This window comes from Nonomuraea jabiensis (assembly GCF_014204795.1).
In the GTDB taxonomy this organism is placed as follows: domain Bacteria; phylum Actinomycetota; class Actinomycetes; order Streptosporangiales; family Streptosporangiaceae; genus Nonomuraea; species Nonomuraea jabiensis.
Window position 1 is genome coordinate 3,389,162 of the sequence record NZ_JACHMB010000001.1, and the last position, 15,862, is coordinate 3,405,023.

18 protein-coding genes are annotated in these 15,862 nt (G+C 70.7%); 10 read left to right on the plus strand and 8 right to left on the minus strand.

Annotated features, from left to right (window positions below; translation table 11 throughout):
- The first annotated feature begins 155 nt into the window (after window positions 1–155).
- The 8 genes from kdpF (at window position 156) to HD596_RS15230 (ending at window position 8,968) form a co-directional block, all read left to right on the plus strand.
- Window positions 156–245 (plus strand): K(+)-transporting ATPase subunit F, encoded by a 90-nt coding sequence (gene kdpF, locus HD596_RS15195; protein WP_185069867.1) that lies wholly within the window; start codon window positions 156–158, stop codon window positions 243–245.
- Entirely contained in the window at window positions 245–1,906 is a 1,662-nt protein-coding gene (kdpA, locus tag HD596_RS15200) for a potassium-transporting ATPase subunit KdpA (protein ID WP_185069868.1), read from the plus strand. The genes kdpF and kdpA overlap by 1 nt, the downstream gene beginning before the upstream one ends.
- A gap of 1 nt (window position 1,907) precedes the next feature.
- The gene (gene kdpB, locus HD596_RS15205; protein ID WP_185069869.1) at window positions 1,908–4,004 is read left to right on the plus strand and encodes a potassium-transporting ATPase subunit KdpB; all 2,097 of its coding nucleotides are present in this window, start codon (window positions 1,908–1,910) and stop codon (window positions 4,002–4,004) included.
- A complete protein-coding gene (locus tag HD596_RS15210; RefSeq protein WP_185069870.1) occupies window positions 4,004–4,840 on the plus strand; it encodes a potassium-transporting ATPase subunit C in 837 nt (278 codons plus the stop codon). Before kdpB ends, HD596_RS15210 begins: the two co-directional genes overlap by 1 nt.
- A 1-nt stretch (window position 4,841) precedes the next feature.
- Window positions 4,842–7,385 carry a DUF4118 domain-containing protein gene (locus HD596_RS15215; RefSeq protein WP_185069871.1) on the plus strand — a complete coding sequence of 848 codons (2,544 nt, stop codon included), beginning with the start codon at window positions 4,842–4,844 and terminating at the stop codon, window positions 7,383–7,385.
- On the plus strand, window positions 7,382–8,050 hold the full coding sequence (locus tag HD596_RS15220; protein WP_185069872.1) for a response regulator: 669 nt from the start codon (window positions 7,382–7,384) through the stop codon (window positions 8,048–8,050). Before HD596_RS15215 ends, HD596_RS15220 begins: the two co-directional genes overlap by 4 nt.
- A 128-nt stretch (window positions 8,051–8,178) precedes the next feature.
- Window positions 8,179–8,439 (plus strand): SAV_915 family protein, encoded by a 261-nt coding sequence (locus HD596_RS15225; protein WP_185069873.1) that lies wholly within the window; start codon window positions 8,179–8,181, stop codon window positions 8,437–8,439.
- Between the two features lie 109 nt (window positions 8,440–8,548).
- Window positions 8,549–8,968 carry a hypothetical protein gene (locus HD596_RS15230; protein WP_185069874.1) on the plus strand — a complete coding sequence of 140 codons (420 nt, stop codon included), beginning with the start codon at window positions 8,549–8,551 and terminating at the stop codon, window positions 8,966–8,968.
- Here the strand turns inward: HD596_RS15230 and HD596_RS15235 are convergent.
- The 4 genes from HD596_RS15235 to HD596_RS15250 form a co-directional block, all read right to left on the minus strand.
- Window positions 8,927–9,157 (minus strand): hypothetical protein, encoded by a 231-nt coding sequence (locus HD596_RS15235; protein WP_185069875.1) that lies wholly within the window; start codon window positions 9,155–9,157, stop codon window positions 8,927–8,929. The two genes, HD596_RS15230 and HD596_RS15235, sit on opposite strands and share 42 nt — an antisense overlap.
- 4 nt (window positions 9,158–9,161) lie before the next feature.
- Window positions 9,162–9,926, minus strand: a complete 765-nt coding sequence (locus tag HD596_RS15240; RefSeq protein ID WP_185069876.1) for an SDR family NAD(P)-dependent oxidoreductase — start codon at window positions 9,924–9,926, stop codon at window positions 9,162–9,164.
- A gap of 101 nt (window positions 9,927–10,027) precedes the next feature.
- Window positions 10,028–10,657 (minus strand): ArsR/SmtB family transcription factor, encoded by a 630-nt coding sequence (locus HD596_RS15245; RefSeq protein WP_185069877.1) that lies wholly within the window; start codon window positions 10,655–10,657, stop codon window positions 10,028–10,030.
- Window positions 10,657–11,148 carry a cupin domain-containing protein gene (locus HD596_RS15250; RefSeq protein ID WP_185069878.1) on the minus strand — a complete coding sequence of 164 codons (492 nt, stop codon included), beginning with the start codon at window positions 11,146–11,148 and terminating at the stop codon, window positions 10,657–10,659. Before HD596_RS15250 ends, HD596_RS15245 begins: the two co-directional genes overlap by 1 nt.
- Before the next feature lie 140 nt (window positions 11,149–11,288).
- Between HD596_RS15250 and HD596_RS63750 the strand changes: the two genes are divergently transcribed.
- Entirely contained in the window at window positions 11,289–13,652 is a 2,364-nt protein-coding gene (locus HD596_RS63750) for a WD40 repeat domain-containing protein (RefSeq protein ID WP_185069879.1), read from the plus strand.
- On the opposite strand, the gene HD596_RS15260 is transcribed toward HD596_RS63750, so the two are convergent.
- On the minus strand, window positions 13,649–13,945 hold the full coding sequence (locus HD596_RS15260; protein ID WP_185069880.1) for a leucine-rich repeat domain-containing protein: 297 nt from the start codon (window positions 13,943–13,945) through the stop codon (window positions 13,649–13,651). The genes HD596_RS63750 and HD596_RS15260 overlap by 4 nt on opposite strands.
- A gap of 31 nt (window positions 13,946–13,976) precedes the next feature.
- Window positions 13,977–14,462 carry a hypothetical protein gene (locus HD596_RS15265; RefSeq protein WP_185069881.1) on the minus strand — a complete coding sequence of 162 codons (486 nt, stop codon included), beginning with the start codon at window positions 14,460–14,462 and terminating at the stop codon, window positions 13,977–13,979.
- Window positions 14,463–14,548: 86 nt separating this feature from the next.
- Between HD596_RS15265 and HD596_RS15270 the strand changes: the two genes are divergently transcribed.
- A complete protein-coding gene (locus HD596_RS15270) occupies window positions 14,549–15,079 on the plus strand; it encodes a hypothetical protein (protein WP_185069882.1) in 531 nt (176 codons plus the stop codon).
- On the opposite strand, the gene HD596_RS65630 is transcribed toward HD596_RS15270, so the two are convergent.
- Both HD596_RS65630 and HD596_RS15280 read right to left on the minus strand, forming a co-directional pair.
- Window positions 15,066–15,209: a TMEM175 family protein gene (locus HD596_RS65630; protein ID WP_221519335.1), complete on the minus strand. Its 144-nt coding sequence runs from the start codon at window positions 15,207–15,209 to the stop codon at window positions 15,066–15,068. The two genes, HD596_RS15270 and HD596_RS65630, sit on opposite strands and share 14 nt — an antisense overlap.
- A gap of 51 nt (window positions 15,210–15,260) precedes the next feature.
- The gene (locus HD596_RS15280) at window positions 15,261–15,839 is read right to left on the minus strand and encodes an SDR family oxidoreductase (RefSeq protein ID WP_313044128.1); all 579 of its coding nucleotides are present in this window, start codon (window positions 15,837–15,839) and stop codon (window positions 15,261–15,263) included.
- Window positions 15,840–15,862 lie beyond the last annotated feature (23 nt).

The window sequence follows — 15,862 nt, forward strand, 5'->3', positions numbered from 1 at the left end:
ACGGGCTTATTTCCGGGTTTTCCTTGCTCAAGAGCCGCTCATCCCGGGCGGCGGGAAACGTGCTGAGGAGTGGGGATGGCCGACGTCATCTTCGTCGCCCTGACGATCGCGATCTTCGTGATCTTCGGGCTCGTGGTCAAGGCGGTGGAGCGCCTGTGAGCGCTGTCAACGCCGCCGGCCTGGTCGTGGTCGCGGGGCTGGTGATCTTCATGGTCGTGGCCCTGCTGTTCCCGGAGCGCTTCTGATGAGCACGACCGTCGCAGGGATGATCTTCATCGTCTCCCTGATCGCCGCCCTGGCCCTGGTGTACCGGCCGTTCGGCGACTACATGTACCGGGTCTACACGAGCGTCAGGCACAACGCCGCCGAGCGCGCGATCTACCGGCTGCTCGGGGTGCGCGCGGACGCCGAGCAGAGCTGGGGCGTCTACGCCCGCAGCCTGCTGGCGTTCTCACTGATCTCGGTCCTGTTCGTGTACGGCGTGCAGCGGCTGCAGGACAAGCTGCCGCTCAGCGTCGGGATGAAGCCGGTCACCGACCACATCGCCTGGAACACCGCGATCAGCTTCATCACCAACACCAACTGGCAGGCCTATTCCGGCGAGTCCACGATGGGCCACCTGACCCAGATGGCCGCGCTGGCGGTGCAGAACTTCGTGTCGGCGTCGGTCGGCATGGCCGTGGCCATCGCCCTGGTGCGCGGGTTCGCCCGCCGCAGCTCCGACACCATCGGCAACTTCTGGGTGGACCTGGTGCGCGGCTCGGTGCGGATCCTGCTGCCGATCGCCTTCGTCGGCGCCCTCGTCCTGGTGGCCGGCGGGCTGGTCCAGAACTTCGCCGGCCCGCACGAGGTCACCACGCTGACCGGCCACACCCAGTCGATCACCGGGGGCCCGGTGGCCTCGCAGGAGGTCATCAAGGAACTGGGCACCAACGGCGGCGGCTTCTACAACGCCAACTCCGCCCACCCCTTCGAGAACGCCACCACCTGGACGAACTGGCTGGAGATCTTCCTGATCCTGGTGATCCCGTTCACGCTGACGCGCACCTTCGGCAAGCTGGCCGGGCAGGTCCGGCAGGGGTACGCGATCCTCGCCGCGATGGGCGTGATCGCGCTGGCCGGCGTGCTGCTCACCAACGTCTTCGAGCTGGGCGGGCACGCGACCGTGCCGCAGGCCGTCGGGGCGGCCATGGAGGGCAAGGAGGTCCGCTTCGGCGTATCGAACTCCGCCACCTTCGCCGCCGCCACCACGCTGACCAGCACGGGCGCGGTCAACTCGTTCCACGACTCCTACACGCCGTTCGGCGGCATGATGACGCTGTTCAACATGATGCTGGGCGAGGTCGCGCCCGGCGGGGTCGGGTCCGGCCTGTACGGCATGCTGATCCTGGCCGTGATCACGGTGTTCGTGGCGGGCCTGATGGTCGGCCGCACCCCCGAATACCTGGGCAAGAAGATCGGCTCGCGCGAGATCAAGCTGGCCTCGCTGTACTTCCTGGTCACGCCGGTGCTGGTGCTGGTCGGCACCGCGTTCGCGATGGGCTCGGCCGAGCGGCGGGCGAGCATGCTGAACTCCGGCCCGCACGGCCTGTCCGAGGTGCTCTACGCGTTCACCAGCGCCTCCAACAACAACGGGTCCGCCTTCGCCGGGATCACCGTCAACACGCCCTGGTACGACGTGGCGCTCGGCCTGTGCATGGCCTTCGGCCGGTTCCTGCCGATCATCCTGGTGCTGGCGCTGGCCGGTTCGCTGGCCGCGCAGGCGCCGGTCCCCGAGAGCCCCGGCACGCTGCCGACGCACCGGCCGCAGTTCGTCGGCCTGGTCGTCGGCGTGACGATCATCCTGGTCGCCCTCACCTTCCTCCCGGCGCTCGCGCTCGGCCCCATCGCAGAAGGACTGTCCTGACATGTCATCCCCCGCGCTCAAGGCAGCGGAGCGGAACGGCCGCGTGGGCGGCGGTCTGCTCGATCCGAAACAGCTGCTGACGTCGCTGCCGGACGCGTTGAAGAAGCTCAACCCGGCCACGCTGTGGCGTAACCCCGTGATGTTCATCGTCGAGATCGGCGCGGCGTTCACCACCGTGCTGGCGGTCCTCGACCCCTCGTTCTTCGCCTGGGCCATCGTGGTCTGGCTCTGGCTGACCGCCGTCTTCGCCAACCTGGCCGAGGCCGTCGCCGAAGGGCGCGGCAAGGCCCAAGCCGCCACGCTGCGCAAGGCCAAGACCGACACCCGGGCCCGCCGCCTCAGGGGCCGCACCGCCACGGACTGGGACGTGGTCGGCGCGCCCGAGCTGCGGCAGGGCGACTTCGTGATCGTCGAGGCCGGGGAGACCATCCCCGGCGACGGCGACGTGGTCGAGGGCATCGCGTCGGTGGACGAGTCGGCCATCACCGGCGAGTCCGCCCCGGTGATCCGCGAGTCCGGCGGCGACCGCTCGGCGGTCACCGGCGGCACCAAGGTGCTGTCCGACAGGATCATCGTGCAGATCACCCAGAAGCCCGGCGAGAGCTTCATCGACCGCATGATCGCCCTGGTCGAGGGCGCCAACCGGCAGAAGACGCCGAACGAGATCGCCCTCAATATCCTGCTCGCCGCGCTGACGATCATCTTCCTGGTGGCCACCGTCACCATGCAGCCGCTGGCCATCTACTCCAAGCTCACCAACCCGGGCGTGCCGGACTCGCTCGCGCTGAACGCCGACGGCGTCACCGGCGTGGTGCTGGTCTCCCTGCTGGTGTGCCTGATCCCGACCACGATCGGCGCGCTGCTGTCGGCCATCGGCATCGCGGGCATGGACCGCCTGGTCCAGCGCAACGTGCTGGCGATGAGCGGGCGCGCGGTCGAGGCCGCCGGCGACGTGTCCACGCTGCTGCTGGACAAGACCGGCACGATCACGCTGGGCAACCGGCAGGCGTCGGAGTTCGTCCCCGTGAACGGCGTCAGCGAGGCCGAGCTCGCGGAGGCCGCGCAGCTGTCCAGCCTGGCCGACGAGACCCCCGAGGGCCGCTCGATCGTGGTCTTCGCCAAGCAGCGCTACGGCCTGCGCGAGCGGGAGATCCACGGCGCCGAGTGGGTGCAGTTCACCGCCCAGACCCGCATGTCCGGGGTCAACCTGGGCGAGCGGCAGGTCCGCAAGGGCGCGGCGACCGCGGTGATGAAGTGGGTCCGCGACCGGGGCGGCCACCCCACCGACGAGGTCGGGCACATCGTGGACGGCATCTCCGGCTCCGGCGGCACCCCGCTGGTCGTCGCGGAGAAGGGCCGCGTGCTCGGGGTCATCCACCTCAAGGACGTGGTCAAGCAGGGCATGCGCGAACGCTTCGACGAGATGCGCCGCATGGGCATCCGCACCGTCATGATCACCGGCGACAACCCGCTGACCGCCAAGGCCATCGCGGACGAGGCCGGCGTGGACGACTTCCTGGCCGAGGCCACCCCCGAGGACAAGCTCGCCCTGATCAGGAAGGAGCAGCAGGGCGGCCGCCTGGTCGCGATGACCGGCGACGGCACCAACGACGCCCCCGCCCTGGCCCAGTCGGACGTCGGCGTGGCGATGAACACCGGCACCTCGGCCGCCAAGGAGGCCGGGAACATGGTGGACCTCGACTCCAACCCGACCAAGCTGATCGAGATCGTCGAGATCGGCAAGCAGCTGCTCATCACCCGCGGCGCGCTGACCACGTTCTCCATCGCCAACGACATCGCGAAGTACTTCGCGATCATCCCGGCCATGTTCGCGGCCGTCTACCCGGGCCTGGACACCCTGAACGTCATGCGCCTGGCCAGCCCGCAGTCGGCGATCCTGGCCGCGGTCGTGTTCAACGCCCTGGTCATCATCGCGCTGATCCCGCTGGCGCTGCGCGGCGTCCGCTACCGGCCCGCCAGCGCCTCAAAGCTCCTCTCGCGCAACCTCTACGTCTACGGCCTGGGCGGCATCGTCGCGCCGTTCGCCGGCATCAAGATCATCGACTTGTTCATCCAGTTTCTTCCGGGGATGTCGTAATGGACCGTCTACCCAGCTGGCTACGCCGGCATCTGGCCGCGATCAGGGCCGTGGCCGTCCTGACCGTGCTGCTCGGCCTGATCTATCCGCTGGCCACCACCGGGATCGCGCAGGTGCTGTTCAACGGCAACGCCAACGGCTCGATGCTCGAAAAGGACGGCAAGGACGTGGGCAGCGCGACCATCGGCCAGTCCTTCACCGACGCCGGCGGCAACCCGGCGAAGAAGTACTTCCAGTCCCGCCCGTCGGCCGCCGGCGACGGCTACGACCCGACCTCGACCGGCGCGAGCAACCTCGGCCCCGAGGACGTCGTCGACGTGCTGCCGGTGCCGGGCGCCGAGGGCAGGCAGTCGCTGCTGACCCGGGTGTGCGAGCGGTCCAAGGCGGTCGGCGAGCTGGAGGGCGTCAGCGGCGCCCGCCCGTACTGCACCGCGGACGGGGTTGGCGCGGTGCTGAAGGTCTTCCCCGACCGGGCCGTCAGCGTCAACCAGGCCTGCCCGGCCGCCCCCTTCGTCGCCACCTATGAGGGGCTGAAGGTGGAGTGCGCCAAGCCCGGCGAGGACTACGCCGCCGGCCGGACCGTGCCCGTGCGCGGCGAGGTGAGCCGGGTGCCGGTGCCCGCGGACGCCGTGACCGCGAGCGGCTCCGGCCTCGACCCGCACATCTCCGTCGCCTACGCCGAGCTCCAGGCGCCCCGCGTGGCCAGGGAACGCGGCCTGCCCCTCGACACTGTCAAGGCGCTCATCGACGGGAACACGACCGGCCGGGCGCTCGGCTTCATGGGCGAACCCGCCGTCAACGTGCTCCAGCTCAACCTGGCGCTGGACAGGGGGTGACATGAGGGGGCGGCTACGGGTCTACCTCGGGGCGGCGCCCGGGGTCGGCAAGACGTACGCGATGCTCAGCGAGGGCCGCCGCGGCATGGAGCGCGGCCGGGACGTGGTCGTGGGCTTCGTCGAGACCCACGGCCGCGCCCGGACCGCGGCCCTGCTGCAGGGCATGGAGGTGATCCCGCGCCGGACGATGACGCACCGGGGCGCGACGTTCACCGAGCTCGACGCCGAGGAGGTGATCGCCCGCGGCCCCAAGGTGGCGCTGATCGACGAGCTGGCCCACACCAACGTGCCCGGCTCCAGGAACGTCAAGCGCTGGCAGGACATCGACGACATCCTGGACGCCGGGATCGACGTCATCTCGACGGTGAACATCCAGCACCTGGAGTCCGTCAACGACGTCGTCCAGGAGATCACCGGCGTCCCGCAGCGCGAGACCGTCCCCGACGAGGTGGTGCGCCGCGCCGACCAGGTCGAGCTGATCGACATGTCACCGGAGGCGCTGCGCCGCCGCCTGGCCCACGGCAACGTCTACGCCCCCGCCAAGGTCGACGCCGCGCTGTCGAACTACTTCCGCGTCGGCAACCTGACCGCCCTGCGCGAGCTGGCCCTGCTGTGGGTCGCCGGGAAGGTCGACGACCAGCTCGACCGCTACCGAGCCGAGCACGGCATCGCCACCATCTGGGAGGCCCGCGAGCGGGTCGTGGTGGCCCTGACCGGCGGCCCCGAGGGCGACACGCTGGTACGCCGCGCGGCCCGCATCGCCGCCCGCACCAAGGGCGCCGACCTGCTGGCCGTCCACGTGACCAGCGCCGACGGGCTGACCGGGGCCGATCCGGCCGGCCTGGCCCGCCAGCGGACGCTGGTCGAGAGCATGGGTGGCACCTACCACCAGGTCGTCGGCGACGACATCCCGCAGGCGCTGCTCGACTTCGCCCGCGGCGTCAACGCCACGCAGCTGGTCCTCGGGGCGTCGAGGAGAGGCCGGTTCGCGCAGATCTTCTCCCGGGGCGTCGGCGTGGAGACCACGGCGCGGTCGGGCTCCATCGACGTCCACATGATCACTCACGACGAGGTCAGGAAGGGCCGCCGCCGGCCCGCCCGCTCGCGGGCCGCGCTCACCAGGAAGCGCCGCCTGACCGGCTGGGCGCTGGCGGTGGCCGGGATGCCGCTGCTCACCGCCCTGCTCTCGCCGTTCAGGGACGTGCTGTCGCTGCCCAGCGAGATCCTGTTCTTCCTCTGCCTGACCGTCGGGGTCGCGCTGGCCGGTGGCATGTGGCCGGCCATCACCGCGGCCGTCGGGGGGTCGCTGCTGCTCAACTGGTACTTCACGCCGCCGATCGGCGAGTTCACCATCAACGATCCGGAGAACCTGTTCGCGCTGGTCGTGTTCGTGCTGGTCGCGGCGGCGGTCAGCTCGATCGTGGACGTCGCCGCCCGCCGTACCAGGCAGGCCGCCCGCGCCAGCGCGGACGCCGAGCTGCTGTCCACGCTGGCCGGGCACGTGCTGCGCGGCGAGGCCGCAGTGCCGTCCCTGATGGAGCGCATGCGCGAGACGTTCGGCTTCACCTCGGTGACCCTGCTGGAACGCCGGCCGGACACCGGCCGCACCCCCGACCACCGGTCGGACCCGGACGCCTGGCGGATCGTGGCCACCTCAGGCGGCGCCCCGTCCACCTGCCCGGGGCAGTCCGACACCGACGTGGTCATCGACGACGACATGATCCTCGCCGCCAGGGGCGGGCCGATGGACGCCGCCGACCGTACGGTGCTGGAGTCGTTCGCCGCGGAGGTCGCCGTCGCGCTGCGGCAGGAGCGGCTGCAGGAGGCGGCGGAGCGGGCCCGCCCGCTGGCCGAGGCCGACAGGATGCGCACGGCGCTGCTCGCCGCCGTCAGCCATGACCTGCGTACGCCGCTCGCCTCGGCCAAGGCGGCGGTGGAGAGCCTCGGCAACACCGACGTGGACTGGAGCGACCACGACCGCGCCGAGCTGGTGGACACCGCGAAGGAGTCGCTGGACAAGCTGGGCGGCCTGGTGGCGAACCTCCTGGACATGAGCCGCCTGCAGGCCGGCGTGCTCGGCCTGACCCCGGAACCCGTCGCGCTCGAAGAGGTCATCCCCCGCGCGGTCGACGACCTCGGCCCGGTGCGCGACCGCATCGAGGGGGACGTCTCCATCGAGCTGCCGGAGATCGTCGCCGACCCCGCTCTGCTGGAACGCGTCCTGGTCAACCTCATGTCGAACGCGGTCCGCTACAGCCCGCCGGCCGAGCCGGTGCTGGTCACCGCCAGCCGGCACGGGGAGCACGTCGAGATCCGCGTCATCGACCGTGGCCCCGGCATCCCGCCCGAGGCGCACGAGCGCGTCTTCCAGCCGTTCCAGCGGCTCGGCGACCGCGACAACCACTCGGGCGTCGGTCTCGGGCTGGCGCTCTCCCGCGGGCTGACCGAGGCGATGGGCGGCACCCTCGTACCGGAGGAGACACCAGGGGGAGGCCTCACCATGATCCTGACCATGCCCGTCTCGTCAAGCGCGGTGCCGGCATGACCCGCGTCCTCGTCGTCGACGACGAGCCCCAGATCCTGCGCGCGCTGCGCATCAACCTCGTCGCCCGCCACTACGACGTGGACGTCGCCGCCGACGGCGCCGCCGCCCTGCGCGCGGCCGTGGACCTGCCGCCGGACCTGGTCATCCTCGACCTGGGACTGCCCGACCTCGACGGCGTGGACGTCATCCACGGCCTGCGAGGCTGGACCCAGATCCCGATCATCGTGCTGTCCGGGCGGGCCGGCAACCAGGACAAGATCGAGGCTCTGGACGCGGGCGCCGACGACTACGTCACCAAGCCCTTCGGCATCGACGAGCTGCTGGCCAGGGTGCGCGCCGTCACCCGGCGCACGGCCATCCAGGAGGCGGAACTGGCCCGCATCCAGCTCGGGGACCACCTGGTGGACCTGGCCGGCAAGACCGTCACCGGCGACGTACGCCTGACCCCGACCGAGTGGCAGATCCTGGAGATGCTGCTGCGCCATCCCGGCAAGCTGATCAGCCAGCGGCACATCCTCACCGAGGTGTGGGGCGCCAAGTTCGTCAAGGAGACGCACTACCTGCGCCAGTACATGGCCCAGCTGCGCCGCAAGCTCGAACGCGACCCGGCCCACCCCGCCCATCTGATCACCGAGCCCGGAATGGGCTACCGCTTCAAACCGTGATTCGGCGCCCTGGCGGGGAGCGTCAACGGGGCGTCAGGCGTGCGTCGGGAATGCGTAGTGATCAGGGAAAGTCGCCGGTGGCGGCTCTAGCGTCGGCTGTGTACGGCTCCCCCGCTGGAAGGAAGCAGATGTCAGAGCCCCGATTGTTCGTCCCCGTCAGGGTGGGCACGTGCGCGTCGGCGCTGCGGTTGTTCCGCACGGCCTCGGGCAAGCGGACGGCGGTCGCGTTCACCTCGGCGCTCAAGCTGGCCGACGCCCTCGGGGCGGGCCAGCCGTCGGTGCTGCTCACGGTCGCGGCGCTGCGCTCCATGATCGCCGAGCTCGACGTCATCGGCGTCGTCATCGACCCGGCGGGCACGGTGACGAGGCCCGCGGAGCGCGTGGCCTGATCGGCCGCCGCCGCGCGGCTGTGGCGAGTGGGAAGTAATGCCGTGGAAGATATCGCCCCCGCGGGCCCGGGCGGGTTTCATGAAATTGCTCCCACAGAAAGGATGGTCGATGCGCGGGCGTCCTGTGGAGATGCTGCTTCCGGCCGGGTTCGTGTGGGCGGTCGGCGCTTGCGTCGTCGCCGGGCTGGCCTTCTCCGAGACCACGGCACGCACCATCATCATGGCGGTGGCGGTCGGCGTGTTCGGCGCCTGGGTGCGGCGCTATTTCGCCGCGCTGGCGACGGGCGTGATGTCATGGTGTTTCGCAACGGGCTTTCTGGCGCATCCCGAAGGCCAATTGGCCTTCGGAACCGACGACCTGCTCCGGCTGGCGGCGTTCACCGCCGTGGCGCTCGTGGGCTGCGCCTGGGGGTACGTGTGCGGCGCCCGCCGCCGCCACCGCCTGATGCGGGCGGACCTCCGTCGTGCCCCCGTGCTTCTCGGGCGATTACACGGGCGTCCCGAGGAGCTGCCGCACGAGGCGCAGTGACGGTTCAGACCTTCTCGACCAGGTCGCGAACATGCCGTTGAGCAGGGCCCGCGCGCAGCCCGCCCAGGGCACGTACGGGCCCGTCACGCCGGCGACCCGCAGCAGGTCGTACAGCTCGCCGGCGGCCTCGGCGGCGGTGCGCGGCAGCCGGTGCCGCCGCGGTCGTAGATCACGCTGGTGGTGAAACACCAGGTCAGGCGAGGGGGCCGAGGTACGTGCCGCCGGACACGTCGATGGTCTGGCCGGTCACCCACCGGCCCTGCGGCCCCGCCAGGAAGCCGACGACGTCGGCGACGTCCTCCGGCTCGCCGAGCCGCCCGAGCGCCGTGATCGCCTCCAGCCCGGCCACCACCTCGGGGATCGAGGTGTAGCCGGCGGTCATGTCGGTCCGCACCGCGCCGGGCGCGACCGTGTTCACCGTGATGCCGCGCCTGCCGAGCTCGTTGGCCAGGGTAGGGGCCATCGACGCGAGCGCCACCTTGCTGATGGTGTAGCCGATCTGCGTGGTGACCGCGAAGCGGCTGGCCGTCGAGCCCATGTTGATGATGCGGCCGCCGTCGTTCAGCAGCGGCAGCGCGCGCTGGATCACGAAGAACGGCGCGCTGACGTTGATCGCCAGCACCCTGTCCAGCTCCTCCGGGGTGGTCTGAGCGATCGGCTTGGCCGGGCCGATGCCCGCGTTGTTGACCAGGACGTCCAGCCCCCGTCCCGTCAGGCCGGCGGTCAGCCCCTCGAACAGCTCGTCCACCGCGCCCGTCTCGCCGAACCGGGCGCGGACGGTGAACGCCTGACCGCCCGCCTCCTCGATCCGCGTCACGGTCTCCTTGGCCGCCTCATCGTTGCCGGCGTAGTGGACGGCGATCAGAGCGCCCTCGGCGGCCAGCCGCAGCGCCACCGCCCGCCCGATGCCCCGCGACCCACCCGTGACCAGCGCCGTCTTGCCTGCCAGAACGCCCATCTGCTGCTCCTTGCCAGCGGCCGGTCCTCGGTGCGGATCCGGCGATGGCTCAACCCTGGCGGCACCGCCTCACCGCGTACTCACCACCCGCTCACCGCGCCTCACCGCCGTTGCCAGCTCAGGTAGCCGCCGTCGAGGGCGCGGGCGGCGTAGCCGTGCTCGCCCAGGACCCGTACGGCCTCCGAGGACACCGCGCAGTACGGCCCCCCGCAGTACGCCACGATCTCCATCTCCCTGGGCAGCTCGTCCAGGCGTTCGCGCAGCTCGGCCATGGGCAGGGAGATCGCCCCTGGCACGTGCCCGGCCGCGTAGTCGGCGGCCGGGCGCACGTCCACGACCAGCGTGCCGGGGTCGGCCAGGCGGGAGGCCAGCTCGTCGGCGGTCACCCCCTCAAGGGGCCCGAGCCGAGTCCGTACGGCGTCGCGCAGCTCGGCCAGCCGCTCCTCCGCGAACCCCCGCAACTCCGCCAGGAACCGCGACACCCGCTCGTCCGCCAGCCGGTAGTAGACCCGCTGGCCCTCCTTCCTGCTGGTCACCAGATGGACGGCACGCAACTGCTGGAGCTGGGCGGAGGTGTTCTTGAGCGCCACCCCCGCCGCCTGGGCCAGCTCCTCGACCGTGTGCTCGCGCTGGGCGAGCACGTCCAGCAGGCGCAGCCGCACCGGGCTGGCCAGAGCCTTGCCGATGCGGGCCGGCTGCTGGTAGATCGGGTCCTCCGGGGACTCGGACATCAGACCATGTACTGGTCGTGACGCAGGAACAGCTCGGTCCACTCCTCCGGGGAGAGCTCCCGCCCGGTGTTGGAGATTTCGGCGAGCTCCTCGAAGTAAGCCTCGCGGGGCGCGCCCGGGGTGAAGAGGATCAGCATCGAGGCGGGCTCGCCCGATTCGTTGCGGAAGGCGTGCACGCCGCCCTCGGGCACGTACAGGAAGTCGCCGGGCTTCCCCTCGGCCCACTTCTCGCCGTTGTAGAGCCTGATGGTGCCGGACAGCACGTAGAACGATTCGGTCATCGTGCGGTGGAAGTGCGCGCCAGGACCGGACGGGCGCGGGCCCATCTCCCATCGGTACAGGCCGAACGCGCCGTTCGTCGAGCCGCCCGTGCCGAGGTAGTGCACCTGCGTGCCACTGGCCATCGACAGGTCGGGCGGGGTGTCGGCCGGGCGCAGGACGCCGCTGTGCTCGCCGGCCTCTGCCAGGTATCGGGGCTCGGGGTAGGACATGTCCACTCCTTCTCATGTTCTAAGGAATCTTAGAATATCCGTCCGCTCGCCGCCGGGGGGTCACGATTTGGCGAAGCGCGCCGTTCCCGAGCGATCACGATCACTAGGTTCTGATCGAGCGCAAGGGAGGAGCAGCGCCGATGCCGCTCGATCTCACCGCGTTGCACGAGGCGGAGCTCCTGCGGGGCGCGCTGCGCGGGCCATGGCCGCCGGCCGTCCTCCGCGCTTGCCGCCGGGCGCTCCCGCGGCTTCTCGCTCTCCCCGGCCCCGAACGGCTCGAGTTCCTGCGCGCGACCGCCGCAGCCGAGGAGCCGGAGGCCCTGGCGGCCCTGGACGAGGCAGCGCGGGACACGCGGGCCCTGGCGGCACTGGACGCGGCAGCGCGGGCACGGGCTCAGGCGGCCCTCGACGCGGCAGCGCGGGACACATGGGCCCAGGCAGGACTGGACGCGGCTGGGCCGGACGCATCATGGGCCCTGGCGTGGGAGACCGGTGAGCGCCCCACGGCCTTCCACGTGTGCCCGGCCCGGCACGACGGACCGGTCCGGGCGGTGGCGGTGGGCGAGTTCGGGGGCCGTACGTTCGTGGCCAGCGGCGGCGACGACCACGTGGTACGGCTGCGCGACGCGTTCGACCAGTCAGGACCGGACCTGGAGGGCCTCACGGCGAGCGTCCGCGCCCTGGCGTTCGGCGTGGTGGACGGCCGCCCGGTGCTGGCCGGCGGCGATCACGACGGCACCATCCGTACGTGGGACCCGCTCACCGGAGCGCGCGGGTTCGCCCGCGAGACGGTCGCGGGCCACCCGTCCGCCCTGGCCTTCGTCACGGCCGAGGGCGGGCGGATGCTGCTCGCCGTGGCGATCGGGTACGACGACCACGAGATCCCGACCGCTGACGGACGCGTCGAACTGCTGGACCCCGTCACCGGCGAGCTCGTACGGGAGCTGCGTGCAGAGTGGGACGAAACGATGCTCGACCTCGCGGTGGCCACGCTGGGCGAGCGCACGGTGCTGGCCGCTCTGAGCTACGACACGCTGTACGTGTGGGACCCGGCCACCGGCGAGCGGTTCGGAACCGCCGAGCTGAACGATGTCTGGCCGGACCTGGAGAACGAAGGGTTCGCCCCGCCCCTGCTCGTGGGCGCGCGGAACGAGATCGGCGTGCTGGTCCGGATCGAACACCCACCCGACTACACCGTGCAGAGCCGCGAGGCGATCTACCTCAAACTGGACAACCTCGGCGACCGGGCCCGCGGCCGCGGGTTCGACCGAGACCAGGGCCCGGTGGCCATGACGACCCACGCCAGGCGGAACGTGATGCTCGTGGCGAACCACACCGACACCGGCCGGGCATGGGAACGGCCCGCGAAGGCCGTGATCACGTACGGGGGCGACGGGAAGGACGACGTCCACCTGGACGCCGACACCCGCCTGATCACGACAGCCGCGTTCGGGAGCCTGGAGGGCGGCCTCTGCCTGGCCACGGCCGGGCTCGACGGGACGGTGCAGCTCTGGGACGCGCAGACACCGCACCGGCACCGGCGGATCGGCTACGGCGGGTCGGGGCTGGCGCTGTTCACCACGGCGCAGGGCGCGCCCGCCCTGGCCGTCGGCACGCACAGTGACACGGTGCTCCTGGTGGACGCGGCGAGCGGAGAGAAGATCGGCTCGGTGGGCTGCCGCCAGAGCGGCCGCGGCCACGACTGCGACCTCTCGCCGTACGACCACTGCTGCCGAGGGCTCGCGGCCGGAAACGCCGCCGGCCAGCCGTACCTCGCCAGCAGCGGCTGCGCCGCCTACGGCACCATGCTGTGGCAGCCCCTGAGCAAGATCCGCGGGATCGCGCGGAAGGGCGACGCCACGAGCGGCCGGGTCACCTTCGGCACCGGCGGCCACTCCTCACCCACCGCCCTCGCCTTCGGCGAGGTCGACGGCCGCGTGCTGCTCGCGGCCGGAGCCGAGGTGTGGGACCCGGTCACGCAGGAGTGCGTGGCCAGGCTGCCCAGGTGGGGGTTCGCACTGAGCGAGAGCGCCTTCGGCCGCGCCGGGGACCACCAGCCGGCGCTGGCCACCCGGCGCGACAACCAGGTGGATCTCTGGAACCCGCTGACCGGCCGCCACCTCCAGGTGCTCGACGTGGACGACACCGGTGAGGGCCTGGCCATGGGCCGCGTCGCCGGTCGCGACATGCTCGCCGTCGGCAGCGGCAGGTACGTGCACCTGTGGGACACCGCCGCCTGGGAACGCCGCGAGTGGATACCGCACACTTCGACCGTCACCTGCCTGAGCCTGGCCGAGCACGGGGACCGAGCCCTGCTGGTGACCGGGACCGAGGACGGCACGGTGACCCTCTGGGACGCCGCCTCCCAGCGCCGCCTCGCCGTCCTGGGCGCGTTCGCCCGCCCGGTCCGCGCCGTCGCCGCGACGACCGTGCGCGGGAGCCTGCACGTGTACGGCCAGTCCCGCTACGGCCGCGTCCTCGCCTGGCGAGTCGCCATTCCCTAGTCCTCCTCGACCAGGTACATCGCCCATTCCGGAACCTCATCCAGGTTGTTGCCGGAGACGTCCAGCTCCTCCAGCGAACTCAGGCCCGCCAGGCTTGCGTAAGGAACTGAGCTCTCCCAGCCAATCGGGACTTCCACGATCAGGTTGAAGCGTAAGCGCAGCTGAGTGATGCCGGTCAGCTCCCTCACGGACTCCGGAACCCGTTCCAGCCTGAGACCTGCGAGGTCCAACACGTCGGCGTTCTCCGTCAGCGCCTGGGCGATGCGCCGCTCGACCGTCGAATCCAGCGACATAAGTGCGACGCTCCTTTGGCGGGATTCGTTCTCACCAGTAGACCAGGGTGGCATCGATCTTGCTCTGGTCCTGGCCGGTCAGAAGGACGTACATCACTCGCCCGTCGACGGACTTCATGGCCCCGGCGAAGCAGCCCCAGCCCTCGCACGCCTGATCACCGGGAGGAACCTCGGACCATCCTGCCGCGTAAAAGCCTTTGAGGGCTTCTTTCTTGGTGTCGGTGAATACGTCGAGGTCGACTGACCCACCATCTGCGGAGTCGCACGAATCAGACTCGTATATGTTGCTGACGCTGTCCCTCGGAAAGAGGTCGCGGGTGGCTCTCAGTAAGGCTTCGTTATCCTTCTTCGCCGCGGCGACGCACTGTTCCTGCGATTTGGCTCCTTTCTCTGCAATTCTGTCCACGGCCAAGTTGAAGAGCAGCAGCACCGCGCCCGAAGCGACGGTGGCTGCGGCAAGCGCCAGGAGAGAGCCATACACTGCGCGTCGAACCGTGCCGCTCATCTTGATGCTCAAGAAAGCATTCCCTCTCTCCGGCGAGGCCGTGCTCAAGCGTCTCTGTGACAGTCTGGACCACTCGTACCTTCGATGAGGGGGATTCGGTGGGCACATGGGCCGCTTACCTCGCATGCCAAGCATCGAGCGACGCAGAAAAGCTCCTTCCTGCTGGTGATACCTGGGGTCCGGATCGATGGGAGGAAGCAGTCGCCCCAGGATGGTCGGTCGCCGAGACGGAGATTCTGGCGGTTGCGGATCCTGAAGCCGTTTTGGCGCAGACGCGCGGGCACGCGCTGTTGGCCTTTGTACTGGACAGCGACTTTGCGCATGTGATGGGGGCGGTCGATGGCGATACTCGCTGGGAGCTGTATCTCAATGAGCACCATGCCGAGGCGTACGACTACCCACTGCCCGAAGTCACCTATGCCCAGAACGCCGACCTCCACCGGCAAATAGCTGACTGGATCAAGGCCGCTACCGGCAACATCGTGTCACCGGAGCAAGTCCGCAAGGTCGTCTCCACTCGTCGTGTCTTTGCCGATGACGCCCTGCGCTCTCTGCTGTACGTCTTCGGCATTGTCACCGAGCACCTGTCGTTCGGCGACGACCTGCCCCACGTCGTCAGAAGCTGCTGAGCCGCCAGATCGTGGGCGCAAGCAGCACCAGCACCTGCCATAGCCCCCAACCCGCGTCGGCCCCGACCACTGGCGCGTGCCACTCCAGGACCAGCAGTGGCATAGCGATGGCGAACACGCCGTCACTCAACCCGGCCAGCCTGCCCGCGCTGCCGCCGGAGAAGCGGGAGGAAGGCGGGCATCAGGTGGGCTGGCCGGTGGGGCGTACGACGACCGTGTTCACGTCCACGCCTTCGGGCTGGGCCAGCGCCCAGGCGATGGCGTCGGCGATGTTTTCCGCGCTGAGCAGCGGCCCGGCGGGGCGGCCGTCCGGCCAGAACGAGGTGTCCACCCGGCCAGGCGCGATCAGCGTCACGCCTACGCCGTCACCGGTCACGAGCATGCGGGTGTTCTCGGCGAGCGCGGTCACCGCCCACTTCGTCACCGAGTACATGTTGCCCGGCGAGTGGATGAACCCGGCGACGCTGCCGACCAGCACGATCCGGCCGCGGGTCTCGCGCAGCGCGGGCAACGCGGCCTTCACGAGCAGGGCGGGGCCGAGCACGTTGGTGAGGACCATGTCCCGCAGCCGGTCCGGCTCGGTCTCGGTGAGCGGGCCGTGGGTGGAGAAGCCGGCGTTGGCGACAACGTGGTCGAGCCTGCCGTACTCCTTGACGGTCGCCGTCACGGCATCCTGTACGGCGTCATAGTCGGTGGCGTCTCCGGGCAGGCGTAACACGCCAGGCACCTGGGCGAGCCTGGCCTCGTCGCGACCGGTCACGGCAACCACCCAAGAATGCCTCC

Coding starts and splice junctions, on each gene's coding strand:
- kdpA (WP_185069868.1), top strand. CDS start 245: ATGAGCACGACCGTCGCAGGGATGATCTTCATCGTCTCCCTGATCGCC.
- kdpB (WP_185069869.1), top strand. CDS start 1,908: ATGTCATCCCCCGCGCTCAAGGCAGCGGAGCGGAACGGCCGCGTGGGC.
- HD596_RS15210 (WP_185069870.1), top strand. CDS start 4,004: ATGGACCGTCTACCCAGCTGGCTACGCCGGCATCTGGCCGCGATCAGG.
- HD596_RS15215 (WP_185069871.1), top strand. CDS start 4,842: ATGAGGGGGCGGCTACGGGTCTACCTCGGGGCGGCGCCCGGGGTCGGC.
- HD596_RS15220 (WP_185069872.1), top strand. CDS start 7,382: ATGACCCGCGTCCTCGTCGTCGACGACGAGCCCCAGATCCTGCGCGCG.
- HD596_RS15225 (WP_185069873.1), top strand. CDS start 8,179: ATGTCAGAGCCCCGATTGTTCGTCCCCGTCAGGGTGGGCACGTGCGCG.
- HD596_RS15230 (WP_185069874.1), top strand. CDS start 8,549: ATGCGCGGGCGTCCTGTGGAGATGCTGCTTCCGGCCGGGTTCGTGTGG.
- HD596_RS15240 (WP_185069876.1), bottom strand. CDS start 9,926: ATGGGCGTTCTGGCAGGCAAGACGGCGCTGGTCACGGGTGGGTCGCGG.
- HD596_RS15245 (WP_185069877.1), bottom strand. CDS start 10,657: ATGTCCGAGTCCCCGGAGGACCCGATCTACCAGCAGCCGGCCCGCATC.
- HD596_RS15250 (WP_185069878.1), bottom strand. CDS start 11,148: ATGTCCTACCCCGAGCCCCGATACCTGGCAGAGGCCGGCGAGCACAGC.
- HD596_RS63750 (WP_185069879.1), top strand. CDS start 11,289: ATGCCGCTCGATCTCACCGCGTTGCACGAGGCGGAGCTCCTGCGGGGC.
- HD596_RS15260 (WP_185069880.1), bottom strand. CDS start 13,945: ATGTCGCTGGATTCGACGGTCGAGCGGCGCATCGCCCAGGCGCTGACG.